Source organism: Microbacterium hydrocarbonoxydans, from assembly GCF_000956475.1.
In the GTDB taxonomy this organism is placed as follows: domain Bacteria; phylum Actinomycetota; class Actinomycetes; order Actinomycetales; family Microbacteriaceae; genus Microbacterium; species Microbacterium hydrocarbonoxydans_A.
On sequence record NZ_JYJB01000009.1, the window covers coordinates 201,947 to 219,508 of the forward strand.

The following is a 17,562-nucleotide window of genomic DNA, read 5'->3' on the forward strand; positions in this document are numbered from 1 at the left end:
GCCGATGCCCGAGCCCCTGATGAACCCCGCGTTCGAATACTGCTTCGAGCTGCGCTGCCGCGTCGAGGACGCGCTGCCCCTGGGCGGCGGCGTTCCCGGGGAGGGCCTGCACTTCGCGCGGGTCTCCGGGGGCACCGTCGACGGACCTCGGTTGCGCGGTGCGGTGCTCGACTCCGGCGGCGACTGGTGGAACGGACGAGGCCTGATGGTCACGCTCGACGCCCGCTACGTCATCGCGGCCGAGGTGGTCGACGGCACGGCCGGAGTCGAGGTGGTCAACCGCGGCATCTGGCGCGCCGATGAGCGCACGTTCCAGCGGCTCGTGGAGGGGGAGGAGGTTGCCGAACAGGATCTGTACTATCGGACGGCGTTCGTCTTCCGCACAGAGCATCCGGAGCTCGCCTGGCTCACAGAGTCCCAGTTCATCGGCTATGCACGCGCCGAGCCGGGCTTCGTCATCATCCGCGTGTTCCGCCTGATCTGACAGACAGAACGTCCTTCCACCCGAGTTTGGAGCCGTACATCATGACCGCATCCGCAGATCTCGTCATCGTCGGAGGCCGCGTGTTCGACGGCGCCGTCCTCACAGAGAGCACAGCGGTCGCCGTGTCCGGCGATCGCGTGGTGCGCGTCGGCTCGGATGAGCACGTGCGCGCCCTCATCGGCGCCAGCACCCGCGTCGTCAACGCTGCGGACGGGCTCATCCATCCGGGGTTCGTCGACGCGCACGTCCATGCCGCGTTCGCCGGTGTCGAGCGGATGAGCCTGGACCTGACGCCGGCGCGCAGCGCGGAGGAGACGTTTGCGCTCATCCGGGAGGCGGCGGCGCGCAGCGACTCGTACTGGCTGACCGGCGGCGGCTGGGACCATGAGATCTTCCCCGCGCCGACACGCCACCAGCTTGACGCGATCGTCCCCGACCGGCCCGTGGCGCTGAGCGATGCGGGGCACCACACCCTGTGGGTCAACTCGAAGGCGCTCGAACTCGCCGGAGTCACCCGCGACACCCCGCAGCCTCACGACGGCGAGATCCACCTCGACGAGACGGGCGAGCCGTGCGGATATCTGAACGAGACGGCGGCGGAGCTCGTCGGCCGGGTGATACCGGCCGCCACAGACGAGGAGATCCATGCGGGACTGCTCAACGCGCAGGAGCACCTGTGGTCGTTGGGCGTCTCTGGATGGCACGAGGCGATCCTGGGCGTCTACAACGGCAAGGCCGACTGCACCGGCGGCTACCTGCGTGCGATCGCCGACGGCACGCTCAAGAGCCTCACCTCAGGCGCGCTGTGGATCGAACCCGGGCTTCAGCAGGACGAGGTCCCGGCTCTGGTCGCGCGCTTCGTCGAGCTGCGCGAGCGCAACGCCGAGGCAGGGTTCGACACGTCGACTGCGAAGGCCATGATCGACGGCGTCCCGCATGGTCGGACAGCCGCCCTGCTCGAGCCATATTGCGACCACAGCGACGGCTTCGCGGGAAACCTGCACTTCGAGGAGGCGGCGATCCGCGACTTCGTGCAGCAGCTCGACGCCGAGGGCTTCGCGCTTCACCTGCACATCATGGGCGATCGCGGCATCCGCGTCGCTCTGGACGCGATCGAGTCGGCACGAGCGGTCAATGGCGCGGGCCCGCGACACCACATCGCGCACCTGTCGATGGTGCAGCCCGACGACGCCAGACGCTTCGGGCCGCTCGGCATCACCGCGAACATCCAGGGACTGTGGGCTTCGCCCGATCCGTTCCTGGCGGGGCTGATCGGCGACGATCGGATGCAGACCGGATACCCGTTCCGCACGATGGCGGATGCCGGTGCGGCCCTGGCCATGGGGTCGGACTGGCCGGTCTCTCCCGCGGATCCGTGGCTGGCGATCCACGTGACCGTGAACCGGTGGGCGCCGCTTCCTCCGGGTGTCGAGGCTCCCGCCATGCCCGACGGAGCGCAGCCGCAGACGCTCGACGCCGAGCACCAGGCGCTGTCTCTGCAACAGGCGCTCGCCGCTTACACGAGCGGATCGAGCGAGCTGGTGCTGGGTCAGCCGGGGCGGATCCGCGTCGGCGAGCGCGCGGATGTCGCGATCGCGAGCGATGACCCGTTCTCGCTGCCTGCATCCGCTCTCGTCACGATGCGCACGGTCCTCACCGTCGTCGGCGGCGAGGTCGTGTTCGAAGAGTAAGCCGCGGCTCGGATGGCACGACTCCGGCGTCATCGCTCTCGGCTGATGAGCGCGAACAGAAGCTGCGGCACGTCGGGCTCAGACCGCGACGGTGACCGCGCGGCGCCCGCGACGGAGCCGCCGGCGCTCCGCCGCGTCGGCGCACGCCCGCACGATGAACGCGGCGACGACCACGAGGGTCATGACGATCGCGGTGAACGCGAGCGCGAGCACCTCGATGATCGCGAGCACCACGGCGAGCGCGCCGATCCCGACGTGTCGGAGCGTGGTCATCGCGACCGGCCTCCGAGATCGGACCCGGTCGGCAGGTCGAGACTCCTGACGTACGGGGTCGACCGCGTCCCGATCTGGACGAGGGTGCCGGCGGCGTAGGCGAGCGCGCCGAACGAGGCGCCGCCCGAGTGCGAGCGGTCGGCGGCGGAGGAGAGGGGGCCGGTCGGAGTCTTCTGTGCGGGAGATGCGGAGGGCATGACTCCAGCGTCGTCGCTCACGACGGTCGTGTCATCGTGCCATGGGATGAGATCCGTGTCATACCAGCGCGGGATGCGATGCGGAACCGGGCCTGGGGATCTGCGGAGAAATAGATACCTCCATGTGGAGGTTTCTGCTAGCCTGGCCGCAGGGCAGTGAAGATGCCCCTCGTTCTCACTAGCAAGGAAGGTCATCGTGGCCCTGCCAGAAACCTCGGTTCAGCTGTACACACTCGCAGCGGAGTTCTCCGCCGACATGGAAGGCTCGCTCGACAAGCTCGCCGCGATCGGCCTTCGCAACGTCGAGGCGTTCGACTTCGTCCGTCGCCCTGACGAGATCCGCGCCGCGCTCGACGCGTCAGGCCTGGCCTCGCCCACCGGTCACGCGCCGCTGCTCTCCGACGAGCTGTGGACGCCGGACGGCTCCATCCCGACGCCGGCCCCCGAGGTCGTCTTCGAGGCTGCTGCGAAAGTGGGCCTGAAGACGGTCATCGACCCGTTCGTCGCGCCCGACCGCTGGTTCACGCTGGAAGGCGTGACCGACATCGCCGATCGCCTCAACGCTCTCGTCGACACGGCCGCGACCTTCGGCCTCGAGGTGGGCTACCACAACCACGCTCAAGAGTTCGTCGCCGACTTCGACGGCCAGACGGCTTACGAGCGCTTCGTCGAGCTCACGGATGAGCGCGTCGTGCTCGAACTCGACCTGTACTGGGCGCTCACCGGCGGCCAGGACGTCGCCGCCCTCGTCTCCCGCCTCGGCGACCGACTCGTCGCCGCGCACGTCAAGGACGGCATCGCCCCCGCAAGCAACCCGTTCGCTCCCGGCGCGGGTGACTTCGGCTCCGACAGCCTCGACCAGCGTCACGCCGGAACCGGGGACGTGCCCCTGGCAGACGCGCTGCGCGCGGCATCCGCCCTCAAGTACGCGGTCATCGAGTACGACAAGGCTCCGGGCGACGTCTTCGCCGACATCGCCGCGAGCTACGCATTCCTCATCGAAGGCGGGTTCGCCCGATGAGCGCGGTCGGCATCGGCATCATCGGCGTCGGCGTCATCAGCGACACCTACCTCGAGAACCTCTCGGCCTTCCCCGACGTCGAGGTGCTCATCGTCGGAGATCTGCTCCTCGACCGTGCCCAGGCGCAGGCCGAGAAGCACGGCGTGCCCGCGTTCGGCAGCGCCGACGACGTCCTCGCGCACCCCGGCGTCGACCTCGTCATCAACCTGACGATCCCGGCCGTGCACATCGAGGTCTCCCGCAAGGCGATCGCCGCAGGCAAGCACGTGTGGACCGAGAAGCCGCTCGGCCTCGACCGCGAAGGCGCAGCAGAGCTGCTCCGCGAGGCGGATGCTGCCGGCCTGCGTGTCGGCTCGGCCCCGGACACCCTGCTCGGCCCCGCGTTCCAGGCCGCTCGTCGGGCGATCGACGACGGCGTCATCGGCCGCCCCCTCTTCGCGCAGACCACGTTCCAGACGCAGGGCCCCGATCTGTGGCATCCGAGCCCCGCATTCCTCTTCGCGCAGGGCGCCGGCCCGCTGCTCGACATGGGCCCGTACTACTTCTCGGCGCTCGTGAGCCTGCTCGGACCCGTCGACCGCATCGCGGCCGTCGGCACCAAGGCCCGCGAAGAGCGCGAGATCCACACCGGACCCAACGCCGGAACCACGTTCCCCGTCGAGGTGCCGTCGACGATTCAGATCGTCACAGCGTTCGAGCAGGGAACGTCGGCGCAGAGCCTGCTGAGCTTCGACTCGGCGCTCGAGCGCCACGGGGTCGTCGAGATCCACGGCACCGAGGGCACGATCGTGATCGCCGACCCGAACCAGTTCGCCGGTCGCATCGCCTACGTCAAGCCGCTCGGCGTGATCCGCGACGGCATGTCGTTCGAACAGGAATGGATCGAGATCGAGCACGAGGACGTCAAGGTCGGCCGCGGCCTCGGCGCTCTCGACATGGTGCGCGCGATCGCCGAGGGCCGCCCGCACGTGGCATCCGGCGTACTCGGGTTCCACGTGCTCGACATCCTGCTCTCGGCGCAGGAATCGGCCGCCACGGGACAGACCGTCGTGGTCGAGAGCACAGTGGCCCCCGTGCCGCTGCTGCCGGAGGGATTCGACCCCTTCGCGGCGACTCTCTGAGCGATCTTCAGGGCCGCGGGCTCACCTTTCGGTGGGGTCGCGGCCCTGTGGCGTGTCGGGGCGGCGGGGAAGAAGTGCGCGCCCTGCGACGCGGATGCGGAGAAGAGCGGATGCCGGCTCAGATTCCGCGCAGCAGCCGATCGAGCATCTCCAGGGCGGCCTCGTGGTTGACCCCATCGTCGAGGAGCCACTGGATCTGCAGGCCGTCGGAGGCCGCGATCACGAGGGCCGCGACCAGGACGGGATCGAGATCGGCTCGAACATGGCCCGATGCCTGCAGCTGCTCGACCTGCTCGGCGATGTCGTCGCGGAGCCGCGCGAAGCGCTCGGTCGCGAAGCTGTGCGCGATCGGATGATTGTCTTCGAGTGCCATCGCCACGAGGGTCGAGTACAGCTGCACGAGTCCCGGTATCTCGCGGTTCGCCTCGGCGGAGATGCTCATCGCCATCGCCGGGCTCGCGTCGGGGGGAAGGGGGCGCTCCGGGCCGGGCTTGTGCTGCGATTCCCGGTACACCTCGACGAGCAGCTCCTCCAGAGAGCCGAAGTAGTGCGTCAGCGCGGCATGCGTGACCCCGACCTCCTGTGCGATCGCGCGCAGGCTCGTCTTCTGCGAGCCGCGCCGCGCGAACACCTCGATCGCCTTGTCCAGGATCTCCTGCCGCCGGGCGACGCCCTTCGGGTACCGTCCCTTGGGACGCACCTCGCCTTCAGGCGCGTCCTCTGGAGAGCCGGTCATGTCCTGATGATACCGATCATGACCAAAAACCTCCAGGTGGAGGTTATTTGAACGGCCGGTATCTCACGCAGGGGGAGCGGCGGAGAGGACGGAGAGGACGTTGCCCGCGGGATCCGTGAACCAGGCGATGTCGGGTCCCCGTCCGCCGCCGCGTGCGATGCCCTTGTCGTCGGTGCCGAAGTCGGGGTCCGTGTAGATCTTCGTCACGACACCGCGGTCGTTGAGATCGTCCACGGCCGCGTCGACATCGTCGACCGGGAAGTTCAGGATCGTGAAGCTCGCCGGGGTGTGGTTCGGCTTCGCGTACACGAGGATCGATCCCCCGGGGGCCAGACGGATGTCGAGGAACCCCATCGCGTTGGTCGTGACGTCGAGTCCGAGCGTTTCGGCGTAGAAGGTGCGAGCGGCGTCGATGTCGTCGACGCTGAACCCGCTGAAGGCGTGCGTGGTCTGGAAGGCGGTCATGGATTCAGCATCCGCCGATCGGAGCTGGCTGTCCAGTGGTCACAACCGGCTGGATAGGCGCAGAAAACGCTATCCTGAAGCATCCCCCGTTCTCGTCCCGAGGAGCACCATGCCCATCGCCGCTGACGACCCCCGCCTCACGCGTCCCTTCGAGGCCGCCGCCACCCGCTACACCGACGTGCCGTTCCAGCGCGCGGGCGCCAGCGGCGTGCAGCTGCCCAAGGTGTCGCTCGGGCTCTGGCAGAACTTCGGGCGCGACCGCTCATTCGACAGCCAGCGCGAGATCGTGCTGCACGCGTTCGATCGCGGCGTCGTGCACATCGACCTCGCGAACAACTACGGTCCGCCGTACGGCTCCGCCGAGTCGACGTTCGGGGCGGTGCTCGAGAGCGGTCTCGCCCGCTACCGCGACGAGCTGTTCGTGACGACGAAGGCCGGTTACGACATGTGGCCGGGACCCTTCGGAGACGGCGGATCCCGCAAGTACCTCGTGCGCTCTCTCGAGCAGAGCCTGCAGCGCATGAACACCGACTACGTCGACGTCTTCTACTCGCACCGGGTCGACCCGGACACCCCGATCGAAGAGACCGCGACCGCGCTCGCCGACATCGTGCGCAGCGGCAAGGCGCTCTACGTGGGCATCTCGAACTACCCGGCTCCGCTCGCCAAGCGGGCGTACGAGCTGCTGGCGGAGCAGGGCGTGAAGCTGCTGCTGCACCAGCCCCGCTACTCGCTGTTCGACCGCACTCCCGAGGCCGAGCTGTTCCCGCTGCTGCGCGAGCTCTCGGTGGGCAGCGCCGTTTTCTCACCGCTCGCTCAGGGCCTGCTGACCCGCAAGTACATCGACGGCGACGTCCCGGCCGACTCGCGCGCCGCGAACAGCTTCTTCCTGAACGGCTCGGCGCTCACCGACGGCTACCTGGACCGCATCCGCGGCATCGACCGGATCGCCCAGGAGGCGAACCTGTCGATCCCGCAGCTCGCGATCGCCTGGGTGCTGCGCGATCCCGTGGTCACGACGGCCATCATCGGCGCCTCGCGCACCTCGCAGATCGACGACGCGGTGGCGGCCAGCCAGGTCACGCTGTCCGACGACGTCGTCGCCGCGCTCGACGAGTTCGCGGCTCCCGTCGGCGGTTCGGTGAGCTGAGCCCCGAGGCTCAGCGCACGCCGCGGATCGGCAGCACCGTGAGTGCGCCGGCCAGGGCGAAGACGATTCCGGCGAGGAAGACCGAGGTGTAGCTGCCGGTGAGAGCGATCAGCGCCCACACGATCAGGGGAGTGAGCGCCTGCGGCAGCGTGGTCGCGATCGTGAGGATGCCGAGATCCTTCGCCGCGGCATCCGCTGTCGGCAGCACCTCGTTCATCAGGGCGGAGTCGACGCTGAGGTAGACGCCGTAGCCGAGTCCGAAGAACCCGGCGAAGGCGAACATGCCGGCGACGCTCGGGGCGACCAGCGGGATCACGAGCGAGGCGGCCATGATCGCCGACGAGATCAGCACGAAGACCTTGCGGCGGTTCAGCCGGTCGCTCATCTTGCCGGTCACATAGGCGGTGAGCAGTGCACCGACCAGCATGGCCGCGGTGAGCGGCATGCTCAGCGCGGTGGACTCGGCATCCGACAACCCGACGTAGTCGCGCAGGATGTACAGCAGATACGACTGCACGCTCTGGTACGCGAGGATCAGCAGGAATCGGCCGCCGAACGCCCACCAGAAGTCGGGGAACGTCCGCGGGCTCACCCAGAAGCTCGCGAAGAAGCGCTTCCAGCGGTACGGCTCGCGTGCCATGTCGAGCGAGGGCTCGTCGCGGTTGAAGATCGTGAAGAGCACGCAGACCCCGAGTACCACCGCCCCGAACACCGGGTAGCCGATTCCGACGCTGTTCGCGAAGACACCGGCGAGTCCCACGCCGAGACCCATGCCTATGAACGCGCCGACGGCGAGGGCGCCGGATGCCGCGCCGAACTGCTCGCGCGGCAGACGATCGGGAACGACCGCCGACTGCGCCGTGCCGATCGTGTTGAGGCCCACGGTCAGGAGCACGTAGACGATCAGGACGCTCCACAGCTCGGTGGTGAGCGACATCGCGATCATGAAGACGGCGGCGGTCGCGCCGCCGACGATCAGCCAGGGCGTACGACGCCCGTAGCGGCTGCGGGTGCGATCTGACAGCGCGCCCACGAGCGGATGCACGATGATCGCGCCGACGGATGCTGCTGCCGACACGATCGCGAGGTTGCCGACCTTGTTCGCGGCGTCGATCTGCTGGATCTGATCAGGCAGGAAGATCACGATGAAGCCGGAGAATCCGGTGAGCATCGCCGCGTTGATGATGAGCAGCCACGGCATCAACCGGCGCTGCGCGCGGGTCGTGGGTGCCGCGGCGCTGACGTGCGTCGGAGACGGTGCAGACATGCCCGACACTCTAGCCGGGCAGGGGAACCGGCGTTCCGGCCTGGGGAGAACGGGCATCGACCACAAGACGGATGCTGCCGCGCGGGCGCGTGCGGGACTCGCCTGGGATGGCGCGGAAGGCCCGGGTTCTCCCAGACCGCCGCTCACCGCACCCGGTTCACGAGCTCCTCCCCGGCGAGGAGCCGGCGCACGTTCTCATCGATCAGTGCGCTCGAACCCACCGGCCGGTTGCCGGCGACGTGCGGGGTGATCACGAGGTTCGGGGCGTCCCACAGCGGAGAGTCGGCGGGCAGCGGCTCGGTCTGGGTCACGTCGATCGCGGCGGCGCGGATCCGCCCCGATTCGAGTGCGGCGATCAGAGCGCCCTCGTCGACGGTGGCCCCTCGGCCCACGTTCACGAACACGGCCCCGGGCTTCACCGACGCGAAGACCGAGGAGTCGAACACCTCGGCCGTGTCGGCGGTGGCGGGCAGCAGAGAGACGAGCACGTCGGTCCGGCCGAGCAGGGCGCCCGCATCGCGCTTCGCGACGACGGGCACCCCTGCGCGCTCGCCGGCGAAGCGCGCGATGCCGTGCACCTCGGCCCCGAGCAGCTGCAGCAGGGGAGCAAGGCGCGCGGCGATCGATCCGAAGCCCCAGATCGTCACGGTCGCGCCGGCGAGCGTGTAGAGGTCGCGGGTCGCCGTCGCCGCCTGGTCGGCGATGAACTCCGCATCCCAGCGGTGCGCGTGCTGGGCGCCCTGCAGGCGGTCGAGCCGGCGCACAGCACTGAGGATGAGCGCCAGCGCGTGCTCGGCGACCGGGCCGTCGTGCAGAGATCGGCCGGAGCAGATGCGCACGTCGGGGCCGAATCCGGCGTTCAGCACGACGTCGGCGCCCGACGCGAGCGCCTGGACGAGCCTCAGCGCGGGCATGGTTCGCGCGGCATCCGCCAGCTGCTCCGCCGAGTTGTGCCACGCGACGAGCACCTCCGCATCGCGGTGCTGCTCCGGCATCGGCGTGCGGACGTCGTAGACGACGACCTCGGCGTCGGTCTCGAGTTTCAATTCGATCGTGTTCGGGATCAGGATCTTCATGTCTCTCCTCAGCTGACGAGCAGCGAGCCCCTGGCGGGCTGGTCGCCGTCGCGGCGCTCGATCGCGCGCAGCGAGCGGGCGACGAAGGCGGCGACCTTCTTCGCGCCCTCGAAGCGGAAATGCGTGTCGTCGACGAGGCCGTCGGGCCACGCGGACGTCTCACCCGGCGCGAAATGCGAGAACAGGCGAGCGGATGCCGCAACTCCCAGATCCTCGTAGAGCCACGTCGTGAACACCGTGAGGTCGATCAGCGGCACGTCGAGCTCATGTGCGAGGTCGCGCACTGCATTGGGGTAGTCGCCGTGGGTGGGCGTGAGCGAATCGCCGTCGAACCACCGTCGCGCGACCGAGGTGCATAGCACCGCCGTCGCCCCGCGATCCCGCGTCTCGTCGACGAACCGCCGCAGCCGATCCCTGTAGCCCCCGCGCGACGCCAGCAGCTCTGGATGCTTCTGGTCGTTGTGGCCGAACTGGATCACGACAGTGTCGCCGGCCTCGACCTCGCTGATCAGCAGGTCCCACGAACCCGACTCGATGAAGCTCTCGGTGGTCGCGCCGCCGAAGGCGAGGTTGCGGACCGGGGCGTCGACGAAGGCGGAAAGCGCATGACCCCATCCCGACATCGGCTCCTCCGCCGCTTTCATCGGGGCGACCGTCGAGTCCCCGGCCAGGTGGTACGTCATGTGCTCTCCTTCGCTGTCGTGTCCTGCCCGCGTCATCGCGCCATCACGAGCTGGGGGCTGCGGTCGACTCTCGCCACACGATGTGCTGCAGCCCTGTGGCAGGCGCGGGCACGGGCTCTCGTCGTACCGCGGCGATCAGGCGACGCGCGGCGTTCGCGCCGAGCGTCTGCCGATCCTGAACGACCGTGGTGAGCGACGGGACGAGGTACGCGCTCTGTCCGGCGTCATCCCATCCGGTGACGCTCATATCCGAGGGGATGTGCCAGCCCCTCTGGATGGCCGCTCGCATCGCGCCCGTGGCGACGAGGTCGTTGGCGGCGATCAGCGCGAAAGGCGGGGCAGTGTCGGGAAGGGCCTGGGCGATGCGATAGCCCGTCTCGGCGCTCCAATCGCCTTCGATGACGCCGAGGGATTCGACGCCGAGCCTTTCGACCGCCGCCAGATACTCGTCGCGACGCGAGATCGCGGAGGGGAAGTCGAGTGCGCCGGTGATGTGCACGAAGCGTCGATGCCCGAGCTGCACCAGCCGCTCCATCATCTCGGCGATCGGCCGAGCATCCGTGAACTCTCCCGTCACGTGCATGTCATCGTCGAACTCGCTCAGGGAGAGCACCACGGTGGCGCCGGGCTCGGCATCGGCCGAGGCGGGAGACACGGGTATCGGACTGAACGAGAGGATGCCCTCGTACTGACTGGAGCTCACGAGCTGGGCGAGGCGGGCCGCCCGTTCATCGGGTCCACCTGGGAGGTACACGACCTCGATCACGTAGCCCGCTTCGCTCGCCGCCTCTGTGGCGCCGAGCAGGAGTTCCCGCGGGTTCAACGACGACACCGTCATCACGACCGCGAGGCGCCCGGTCCGACTGGTCCGCATGGAACGGGCTGCGAGGTTCGGCTGATAGTTCAGTTCCGCCGCCGCTCGGAGGACGCGATCTCGCGTCGGCGCAGAGATCGTGTCCTTGCCGGTGAAGACGTAGGAGACCGTCGCCTGCGACACCCCGGCGAGTCTCGCGACGTCGCGGCTGGTGGTCCGCTTCTGCACCCCTGTTCACTGCCCCTTCGTGAATGTGTTCGCAGCGACCTGTTGACATCGGCGAACTCCTTCATGTTACCTTATACGTCTAAGTGGTACGTATAAGTGATACGTACCACTCCGAAAGGCGACATCGAGGAGGATGCGCAGACATGAGCATCGGCGAACTGCGACGCATCTCGCATACCGGCGGCAGGCGGCGCACCGCAGCTGAACGGCGGGCGGCGGGCGCAGACAACAAGGCGGCGATCGTCTTCCTGGCGCCATTCATCCTCGGGGCGGTCGTGCTGACGCTCGGCCCCGTCCTGATGTCGCTGTACCTGTCGTTCACCGACTACAACCTGCTTCAGGACCCGCAGTGGGTCGGCATCGACAACTACGCGCGGATGCTGGGCGACTCCCGCCTCCATCAGTCGCTGCTCGTCACCTTCATCTACGTGCTGATCGGGGTGCCGCTGCAGCTGGGCGTCGCGCTCGGCCTCGCGATCCTGCTCGACAAGGGAATGCGCGGACTCCCGTTCTACAGATCGGCGTTCTACCTGCCCAGCCTGCTCGGGGCCTCCGTCGCGATCGCCATGCTCTGGCGGCTCATCTTCGGCGCCGAGGGGCTCCTCAACACGCTGCTCGGCGGAATCGGCATCGAGTCGCACCAGAGCTGGATCGGCAGCCCCGAGACCTCGCTCAGCACGATCGTCCTGCTGCACGTGTGGATGTTCGGCTCTCCGATGGTCATCTTCCTCGCGGGGCTCCGGCAGATTCCCGTCGAGCTGTACGAGGCGGCCGCGACCGACGGGGCACCCGCCTGGTGGCGGTTCCGCGCGATCACCCTGCCGCTGCTGACGCCGATCATCTTCTTCAACCTCGTGCTCGCGGTGATCAACTCCTTCTCCGCGTTCACGCAGGCGTTCATCGTGTCGGGCGGAAGCGGCGGCCCTGCCGACTCGCTGCTCTTCTACACGCTCTACCTGTATCAGGAGGGGTTCGGGTCCTTCCGCATGGGCTACGCCTCGGCCCTCGCGTGGCTGCTCCTCATCATCATCGGCGTGCTGACCGCCGTGAACTTCTGGCTTTCAAAGTATTGGGTGCACTATGACGACTGAAGACCTCTCCACACGGACCCTTGTCACGCGAACCGGCAGACGCCGCAGAGCCGAGACCCCCTACCGCCCCGCGGGCGCTCGATGGGGTCGCGCTCTCCGGCACGCGCTGATGATCATCGTGGTGGTCATCTCCCTATATCCCGTGCTCTGGATGATCGTGAGCTCGCTCCGGCCCGAGGGGGAGATCTTCTCCAACCCGACCCTTCTTCTCACCGACTTCGAGTGGAAGAACTACGAGTACGGGTGGACGGCTCTCGGAACGCCGTTCGGACAATATCTGCTCAACTCCGGCGTGATCGTCCTCGGATCGATCATCGGGAACCTCGTCAGCTGCTCCCTGGCGGCCTACGCCTTCGCCAGGCTGCGCTTCCGGTTCCAGAAGCCGGCGTTCGCGTACATGCTCGTCACCCTGATGCTGCCGATCCACGTGGTGATCGTGCCGCAGTACATCCTGTGGGCGCAGCTCGGATTGAACGACTCGTTCTGGCCGCTCATCGTGCCCAAGTTCCTCGCCACCGACGCGTTCTTCGTGTTCCTCATGGTGCAGTTCATCCGAGGGCTTCCCAAGTCGCTCGACGAAGCGGCTCGCATCGACGGGGCCGGGCACGGACGGATCTTCTTCCAGATCCTGCTCCCTCTCATGACACCCGCGCTCGCGACGACGACGATCTTCACCTTCATCTGGGTGTGGAACGACTTCTTCTCGCAGCTCATCTTCCTCACCAGCCCCGAGAAGTACACGGTCCCGATCGCGCTGCGCTCGTTCATCGATGCGCAGTCGTCTTCCTCGTTCGGCGCCATGTTCGCGATGAGCGTCGTCTCGATCGTCCCCTTGATCCTCATCTTCGCGTTCGGGCAGAAGTTCCTCATCAAGGGCATCGCCACCACAGGGCTCAAGTAGAGCCCGATCCTCAATAAGGAGAATCATGAAGCGCACCTTCCTCCGCGCGGGAGTCGGCATCGTCGCAGCCTCCCTCGCACTCGGACTCGCCGGATGCGGCCTCGGAACGGCCGGAGACGGAGCGTCGACCGAGCTGAGCGACGAGCCGGTGACCATCCGGATGTACTGGTGGGGCGGCGACGCCCGTCATCAGCGCACACAGGAGGTGATCGACCTCTTCGAGAAGAAGCATCCGAACATCACCGTCGAAGCCGAGTTCTCCGACTGGAACGCGTACTGGGAGAAGCTCGCGACGTCCACCGCGGGGAAGAACTCGCCCGACGTCATCCAGATGGACCAGCTGTATCTGGCGTCCTACGCCGATCGCGGGGCTCTCGCCGACCTGCGCGACCTCGACATCTCCACCAAGGGGATGGAGGAGAGCGTGCTCGGGATGGGCGAGTCCGACGGCGGACTCTACGCCGTGCCGATCTCCACCTCCGCCATGGCGACCTTCGTCAACACCGACCTCCTGGACCAGATCGGCGTGCCGCTTCCGGACAACACCGACAGCTGGACCTGGGACGAGTACGAGGCGTGGGCGCAGTCGGTGACGCAGGCGGCACCGCAGGGCGTCTACGGAGGGTCGCTGGCCCAGAACGAGTTCATGCTGCAGCTGTTCGCGAGGCAGAACGGCGATGAGCTCTTCGCCGACGGGGACATCGCCATCGACCCTGAGACGGTCGAGGCGTTCTTCCAGCTCGCGCTCGACTCCACGAAGAGCGGGGCATCCGCTCCGGCATCGACGTGGGCGGAGACCTCCGGGCTCGCGCTGGACCAGCAGCCGCTCTCCGTCGGCACGGTCGCGACCACGTTCGCGACCGCGACGCAGGTCTCGGCCTACTCGCAGGCCTCGGGCGCGAACCTCGAGCTCGTTCCCATCCCCACGGTCAAGGGAGGGGAGAAGGACGCCGACTACTTCAAGGCCGGCATGTACTGGTCGGTCTCCTCGCAATCGAAGCACCCTGCGGAGGCGGCCGCGCTCATCGACTTCTTCCTGAACGATCCCGAAGCCGTGAAGATCATCGGCACCGAGCGCGGCCTCCCCGCCATCTCGTCCACCCTCGATCTGATCGGCGATGACCTCACTCCGGAGGAGTCGAAGGCCGTGGCGTTCTCGGACTCGCGTCTGCCGTTCCTCGGAGACGCGCCCGCCATCGTTCCCAACGGTGCGTCCGACGTGGACGCCGTGATCGTGCGCTACATGCAGGACGTCCTGTTCGAGCGCCAGACTCCGGCGGATGCCGCAAAGGGATTCATCGCCGACATCACGCAGTCGATCGCCTCGGCCGGATGATGCTCTGTCGGGCGGCTCGGGATCGAGCCGCCCGACACAGTCCCCGAGCCGACCGGTCATCCACCCCAGTATCAGGAAGAAGCAATGCTCAGAATAGGAATCATCGGCACCGGCGGCATCGCCGATGCCCATATCGCGGGCTACCTCGCGTTCCCGCAGGAGTGCGAGATCGTCGCGCTCGCCGACGTGATGCCGGGCAAGGCGGCGCAGAAGGCGGCCGCGTTCTCGCTCTCGGATGCCGTGGGCTACGACGATCCGCTGCAGATGATCGCGGATGCCGGCCTCGATCTGGTCAGCATCGCGACGCCGCCGTCGACGCACGCGGCGCTCGCGATCGCGGCGCTCGACGCGGGGGTGAACGTGCTGGTCGAGAAGCCCATGGCGCCCTCGCTCGAGGAGTGCGACGCCATGCTCGCGGCGCAGGAGCGCAGCGGCAAGGTGCTCTCCGTGGTCGCGCAGAACCGCTTCCGCGACGACCTCGCAACCCTCAAGGCCGTCGTCGGCTCGGGGCTTCTGGGGTCGATCTCGCATGTGCGTGTCGACTCCGCCTGGTGGCGCGGTCTGCCGTACTACGACCTGTGGTGGCGGGGCACGTGGGAGAAGGAGGGCGGTGGCTGCACGCTGAACCACGCGATCCACCACATCGATCTGCTGCTGTGGCTGCTGGGCAGCCCGACCGAGGTCGCGGCGATGCTCACGAACGCGCAGCACGACAACGCCGAGGTGGAGGATCTCTCCGTGGCGGTGCTCCGCTACGAGCGGGGTCTCGCGCAGCTGACGAGCTCGGTCGTGCATCACGGAGAGGAGCAGGAGATCGTGATCCAGGGCCAGCACGCGAGGGTCTCCCAGCCCTGGAAAGTCGTCGCCGAGCGATCGCGCCCCGATGGATTCCCCGAGAAGGAACGCGATATCGAGCGGCAGGCGGCGATCGAGGCGATCGCCGCGGCTCGCGAGCCACTCGCCCACCGCGGCCACGAAGGACAGATCGGCGATCTTCTCGGCGCGATCCGCGACGGCCGTGCGCCGATCGCCGACGGACGGGACGGGCGCAACGCCGTCGAAGTCGTCACGGCGATCTACAAGGCGGGCATCGAGCACCAGCTGGTGACGCTGCCGATGGCGGCAGACGACCCGTACTATCGCGCGGGCCAGCTCGTCGCGAACGCGCCGCACTTCTTCGAGAAGACCGCTTCGCTGATCGAGGCGGCGTCGTGAGCACCTTTCCCGGCGGCACCTCCCTGTCGCACCTCGACGTCTACGACACCGCTGCCGGCGACGGCGTCTGCGGCGGCAGCCCGCACATGCACCTCGTCTCCACCGAGGCGTATGTCGTCATCTCCGGCCGTGGTGCCCTGCAGACCATCGATCGCGACGGATTCCACGAGACGCCGCTGGAGGCTGGGGCGGTCGTCTGGTTCACGCCGGGCACGATCCACCGTGCGGTGAACCGCGGTGATCTGAAGGTCGTCGTGCTGATGAGCAATGCGGGCCTGCCGGAAGCGGGGGACGCGGTCATGACGTTTCCCGCCGAGGTGGTGGCGGATGCCGCAGCATACGCGTCGGCCGCATCGCTCGGCGACGACGATGCCGACCGCGCCGACCGCGCCGCGCAGCGCCGCGACCTCGCCGTGACCGGCTTCGAGACCCTCCGCGACGCCGTTCTCGACGGCGACACCGCACCGCTGGAGGCGTTCTATGACGCATCCGCGGCTCTTGTGCGCGACCGCGCCGTGGACTGGGCCGAACTGGTCCGGCAGGGGCCGCTCGCGCAGGCCCAGCGCTCGATCGCGATGGCGGAAGCGGTCGCAGCGCGGCGTCCCGAACACCTCGCGGAGGCGCGCAGGTTCGAGGCGACACCATCCGCCGGCGAGCGCCGGTTCGGCATGTGCGGGCGTCTGCGCACCTACGACGTCACGTCCGCCGAGAAAGCAGACCAGAATGAAGTGACCGGCAAGGAGACAGACCAGTGACCCGCACCTACGCCTTCGATCCGCTGCCCCAGCCCGTGGTGGAGCCCGGCGAGTTCACGTTCGCGGCGGTCGGCCTCGACCACGGCCACATCTACGGCATGACCGAAGGGCTGCTCGGCGCCGGCGCGACACTCTCGCAGGTGTTCGACCCCGACCCGGCCAAGGTCGCCGCCTTCGTCGAGCGATTCCCGCAGGCACAGGTCGCCGCCAGCGAGCAGGAGGTGCTCGACGACCCGGACGTGCGGCTCGTCGCCAGCGCCTCCATCGCGAGCGACCGCGCACAGCTCGGCATCCGCGTCCTCGACGCAGGCAAGGACTTCTTCGCCGACAAGCCAGCCATCACCACCCTCGACGACCTCGAAGCCGCGCGCGCAGCGGTCGAGCGCAGCCGCGGCATCTTCGCGGTGTACTACGCCGAGCGCCTGCAGTCGGAAGCGGCGATCCTGGCCGGACAGCTGATCGACCAGGGTGCGATCGGCACCGTCGTGCAGGTCGCGTCGTTCGGTCCGCACCGCATCGGCACCGGGCGCCCCGACTGGTTCTATGACCCTGCCCAGTACGGCGGCATCCTGTGCGACATCGGCAGCCACAACTTCGAGCAGATGCTGCACTACACCGGCGCAACGGACGGCGAGATCGTCAGCTCGACGGTCGCGAACTACGCGCATGGCGAGACTCCCGGTCTGCAGGACTTCGGCGACGCGCACGTCGTGCTCGACAACGGCGCGACCGGCTACGTGCGTGTCGACTGGTTCACTCCCGACGGCCTCGACGCGTTCGGCGACGGCCGCACTCTGCTGCTCGGCACCGAGGGCTATATCGAGCTGCGCAAGTACACCGACATCACCACCGGCAACGGCGGAAATCAGGTGCTCCTCGTGGATGGCGACGGTCAGTTCCGCTTCGACGCCACCGGCAAGACGGGCTATCCGTACTTCGGGCAGCTGATCAGGGACTGCCTCGATCGCACCGAGACCGCGATGACGCAGGCGCACGCGTTCAAGGCGGCAGAGCTCAGCATCGTCGCCCAGCAGAACGCGCGGGTCCTGGCCGGGTGA

The 17,562-nt window shown here is 68.2% G+C and carries 19 protein-coding genes; 11 read left to right on the plus strand and 8 right to left on the minus strand.

The features are described 5' to 3' along the window. Positions 1-4: 4 nt before the first annotated feature. Positions 5-484 (plus strand): DUF3237 domain-containing protein, encoded by a 480-nt coding sequence (locus RS84_RS10125; protein ID WP_045257671.1) that lies wholly within the window; start codon positions 5-7, stop codon positions 482-484. Positions 485-525: 41 nt separating this feature from the next. Beyond that, positions 526-2,175 (plus strand): amidohydrolase, encoded by a 1,650-nt coding sequence (locus RS84_RS10130; RefSeq protein WP_045257672.1) that lies wholly within the window; start codon positions 526-528, stop codon positions 2,173-2,175. A gap of 78 nt (positions 2,176-2,253) precedes the next feature. Here RS84_RS10130 and RS84_RS10135 read toward each other — a convergent pair whose 3' ends face one another. Both RS84_RS10135 and RS84_RS10140 read right to left on the minus strand, forming a co-directional pair. Next, entirely contained in the window at positions 2,254-2,448 is a 195-nt protein-coding gene (locus RS84_RS10135) for a hypothetical protein (protein WP_045257673.1), read from the minus strand. Further along, positions 2,445-2,645: a hypothetical protein gene (locus RS84_RS10140; RefSeq protein WP_045257674.1), complete on the minus strand. Its 201-nt coding sequence runs from the start codon at positions 2,643-2,645 to the stop codon at positions 2,445-2,447. Before RS84_RS10140 ends, RS84_RS10135 begins: the two co-directional genes overlap by 4 nt. Before the next feature lie 196 nt (positions 2,646-2,841). Here RS84_RS10140 and RS84_RS10145 point away from each other — a divergent pair, with 196 nt between their 5' ends. Then, positions 2,842-3,666 (plus strand): sugar phosphate isomerase/epimerase family protein, encoded by an 825-nt coding sequence (locus RS84_RS10145; protein WP_045257675.1) that lies wholly within the window; start codon positions 2,842-2,844, stop codon positions 3,664-3,666. After that, a complete protein-coding gene (locus RS84_RS10150; RefSeq protein WP_045257676.1) occupies positions 3,663-4,787 on the plus strand; it encodes a Gfo/Idh/MocA family protein in 1,125 nt (374 codons plus the stop codon). Before RS84_RS10145 ends, RS84_RS10150 begins: the two co-directional genes overlap by 4 nt. A 118-nt stretch (positions 4,788-4,905) precedes the next feature. Here the strand turns inward: RS84_RS10150 and RS84_RS10155 are convergent, their stop codons facing one another. Together RS84_RS10155 and RS84_RS10160 are read right to left on the minus strand one after the other, a co-directional pair. Beyond that, positions 4,906-5,523: a TetR/AcrR family transcriptional regulator gene (locus RS84_RS10155; protein WP_045257677.1), complete on the minus strand. Its 618-nt coding sequence runs from the start codon at positions 5,521-5,523 to the stop codon at positions 4,906-4,908. 63 nt (positions 5,524-5,586) lie between these two features. Then, a complete protein-coding gene (locus tag RS84_RS10160) occupies positions 5,587-5,988 on the minus strand; it encodes a VOC family protein (protein ID WP_045257678.1) in 402 nt (133 codons plus the stop codon). 109 nt (positions 5,989-6,097) lie between these two features. On the opposite strand from RS84_RS10160, the gene RS84_RS10165 reads away from it, so the two are divergent. Beyond that, the gene (locus RS84_RS10165) at positions 6,098-7,138 is read left to right on the plus strand and encodes an aldo/keto reductase (protein WP_045257679.1); all 1,041 of its coding nucleotides are present in this window, start codon (positions 6,098-6,100) and stop codon (positions 7,136-7,138) included. A 10-nt stretch (positions 7,139-7,148) separates the two neighbouring features. On the opposite strand, the gene RS84_RS10170 is transcribed toward RS84_RS10165, so the two are convergent. From RS84_RS10170 to RS84_RS10185, 4 genes are all read right to left on the minus strand, one after another. After that, positions 7,149-8,405, minus strand: coding sequence for an MFS transporter (locus tag RS84_RS10170; RefSeq protein ID WP_045257680.1), 1,257 nt, complete (start codon positions 8,403-8,405; stop codon positions 7,149-7,151). Between the two features lie 143 nt (positions 8,406-8,548). Then, positions 8,549-9,481: an NAD(P)-dependent oxidoreductase gene (locus RS84_RS10175; protein ID WP_045257681.1), complete on the minus strand. Its 933-nt coding sequence runs from the start codon at positions 9,479-9,481 to the stop codon at positions 8,549-8,551. Between the two features lie 8 nt (positions 9,482-9,489). Further along, positions 9,490-10,164: a rhamnogalacturonan acetylesterase gene (locus tag RS84_RS10180; RefSeq protein ID WP_045257682.1), complete on the minus strand. Its 675-nt coding sequence runs from the start codon at positions 10,162-10,164 to the stop codon at positions 9,490-9,492. Between the two features lie 43 nt (positions 10,165-10,207). Beyond that, entirely contained in the window at positions 10,208-11,206 is a 999-nt protein-coding gene (locus RS84_RS10185) for a LacI family DNA-binding transcriptional regulator (RefSeq protein WP_045257683.1), read from the minus strand. 143 nt (positions 11,207-11,349) lie between these two features. On the opposite strand from RS84_RS10185, the gene RS84_RS10190 reads away from it, so the two are divergent. The 6 genes from RS84_RS10190 (at position 11,350) to RS84_RS10215 (ending at position 17,562) form a co-directional block, all read left to right on the plus strand. Then, positions 11,350-12,297 (plus strand): carbohydrate ABC transporter permease, encoded by a 948-nt coding sequence (locus RS84_RS10190; protein ID WP_045257684.1) that lies wholly within the window; start codon positions 11,350-11,352, stop codon positions 12,295-12,297. Then, the gene (locus RS84_RS10195) at positions 12,287-13,198 is read left to right on the plus strand and encodes a carbohydrate ABC transporter permease (RefSeq protein WP_045257685.1); all 912 of its coding nucleotides are present in this window, start codon (positions 12,287-12,289) and stop codon (positions 13,196-13,198) included. Before RS84_RS10190 ends, RS84_RS10195 begins: the two co-directional genes overlap by 11 nt. A gap of 25 nt (positions 13,199-13,223) precedes the next feature. Then, a complete protein-coding gene (locus tag RS84_RS10200) occupies positions 13,224-14,534 on the plus strand; it encodes an ABC transporter substrate-binding protein (protein WP_045257686.1) in 1,311 nt (436 codons plus the stop codon). An 84-nt stretch (positions 14,535-14,618) separates the two neighbouring features. Beyond that, positions 14,619-15,749, plus strand: coding sequence for a Gfo/Idh/MocA family protein (locus RS84_RS10205; protein ID WP_045257687.1), 1,131 nt, complete (start codon positions 14,619-14,621; stop codon positions 15,747-15,749). Continuing rightward, positions 15,746-16,504, plus strand: coding sequence for a cupin domain-containing protein (locus tag RS84_RS10210; RefSeq protein WP_045257688.1), 759 nt, complete (start codon positions 15,746-15,748; stop codon positions 16,502-16,504). Before RS84_RS10205 ends, RS84_RS10210 begins: the two co-directional genes overlap by 4 nt. Continuing rightward, a complete protein-coding gene (locus RS84_RS10215) occupies positions 16,501-17,562 on the plus strand; it encodes a Gfo/Idh/MocA family protein (RefSeq protein WP_045257689.1) in 1,062 nt (353 codons plus the stop codon). The genes RS84_RS10210 and RS84_RS10215 overlap by 4 nt, the downstream gene beginning before the upstream one ends.

What these genes read in the sequence shown, in the direction of transcription:
- RS84_RS10155 (WP_045257677.1), bottom strand. Translation starts at nt 5,523, where the DNA reads ATGACCGGCTCTCCAGAGGACGCGCCTGAAGGCGAGGTGCGTCCCAAG.
- RS84_RS10140 (WP_045257674.1), bottom strand. Translation starts at nt 2,645, where the DNA reads ATGCCCTCCGCATCTCCCGCACAGAAGACTCCGACCGGCCCCCTCTCC.
- RS84_RS10130 (WP_045257672.1), top strand. Translation starts at nt 526, where the DNA reads ATGACCGCATCCGCAGATCTCGTCATCGTCGGAGGCCGCGTGTTCGAC.
- RS84_RS10135 (WP_045257673.1), bottom strand. Translation starts at nt 2,448, where the DNA reads ATGACCACGCTCCGACACGTCGGGATCGGCGCGCTCGCCGTGGTGCTC.
- RS84_RS10175 (WP_045257681.1), bottom strand. Translation starts at nt 9,481, where the DNA reads ATGAAGATCCTGATCCCGAACACGATCGAATTGAAACTCGAGACCGAC.
- RS84_RS10160 (WP_045257678.1), bottom strand. Translation starts at nt 5,988, where the DNA reads ATGACCGCCTTCCAGACCACGCACGCCTTCAGCGGGTTCAGCGTCGAC.
- RS84_RS10170 (WP_045257680.1), bottom strand. Translation starts at nt 8,405, where the DNA reads ATGTCTGCACCGTCTCCGACGCACGTCAGCGCCGCGGCACCCACGACC.
- RS84_RS10165 (WP_045257679.1), top strand. Translation starts at nt 6,098, where the DNA reads ATGCCCATCGCCGCTGACGACCCCCGCCTCACGCGTCCCTTCGAGGCC.
- RS84_RS10125 (WP_045257671.1), top strand. Translation starts at nt 5, where the DNA reads ATGCCCGAGCCCCTGATGAACCCCGCGTTCGAATACTGCTTCGAGCTG.
- RS84_RS10180 (WP_045257682.1), bottom strand. Translation starts at nt 10,164, where the DNA reads ATGACGTACCACCTGGCCGGGGACTCGACGGTCGCCCCGATGAAAGCG.
- RS84_RS10205 (WP_045257687.1), top strand. Translation starts at nt 14,619, where the DNA reads ATGCTCAGAATAGGAATCATCGGCACCGGCGGCATCGCCGATGCCCAT.
- RS84_RS10190 (WP_045257684.1), top strand. Translation starts at nt 11,350, where the DNA reads ATGAGCATCGGCGAACTGCGACGCATCTCGCATACCGGCGGCAGGCGG.
- RS84_RS10200 (WP_045257686.1), top strand. Translation starts at nt 13,224, where the DNA reads ATGAAGCGCACCTTCCTCCGCGCGGGAGTCGGCATCGTCGCAGCCTCC.
- RS84_RS10195 (WP_045257685.1), top strand. Translation starts at nt 12,287, where the DNA reads ATGACGACTGAAGACCTCTCCACACGGACCCTTGTCACGCGAACCGGC.
- RS84_RS10150 (WP_045257676.1), top strand. Translation starts at nt 3,663, where the DNA reads ATGAGCGCGGTCGGCATCGGCATCATCGGCGTCGGCGTCATCAGCGAC.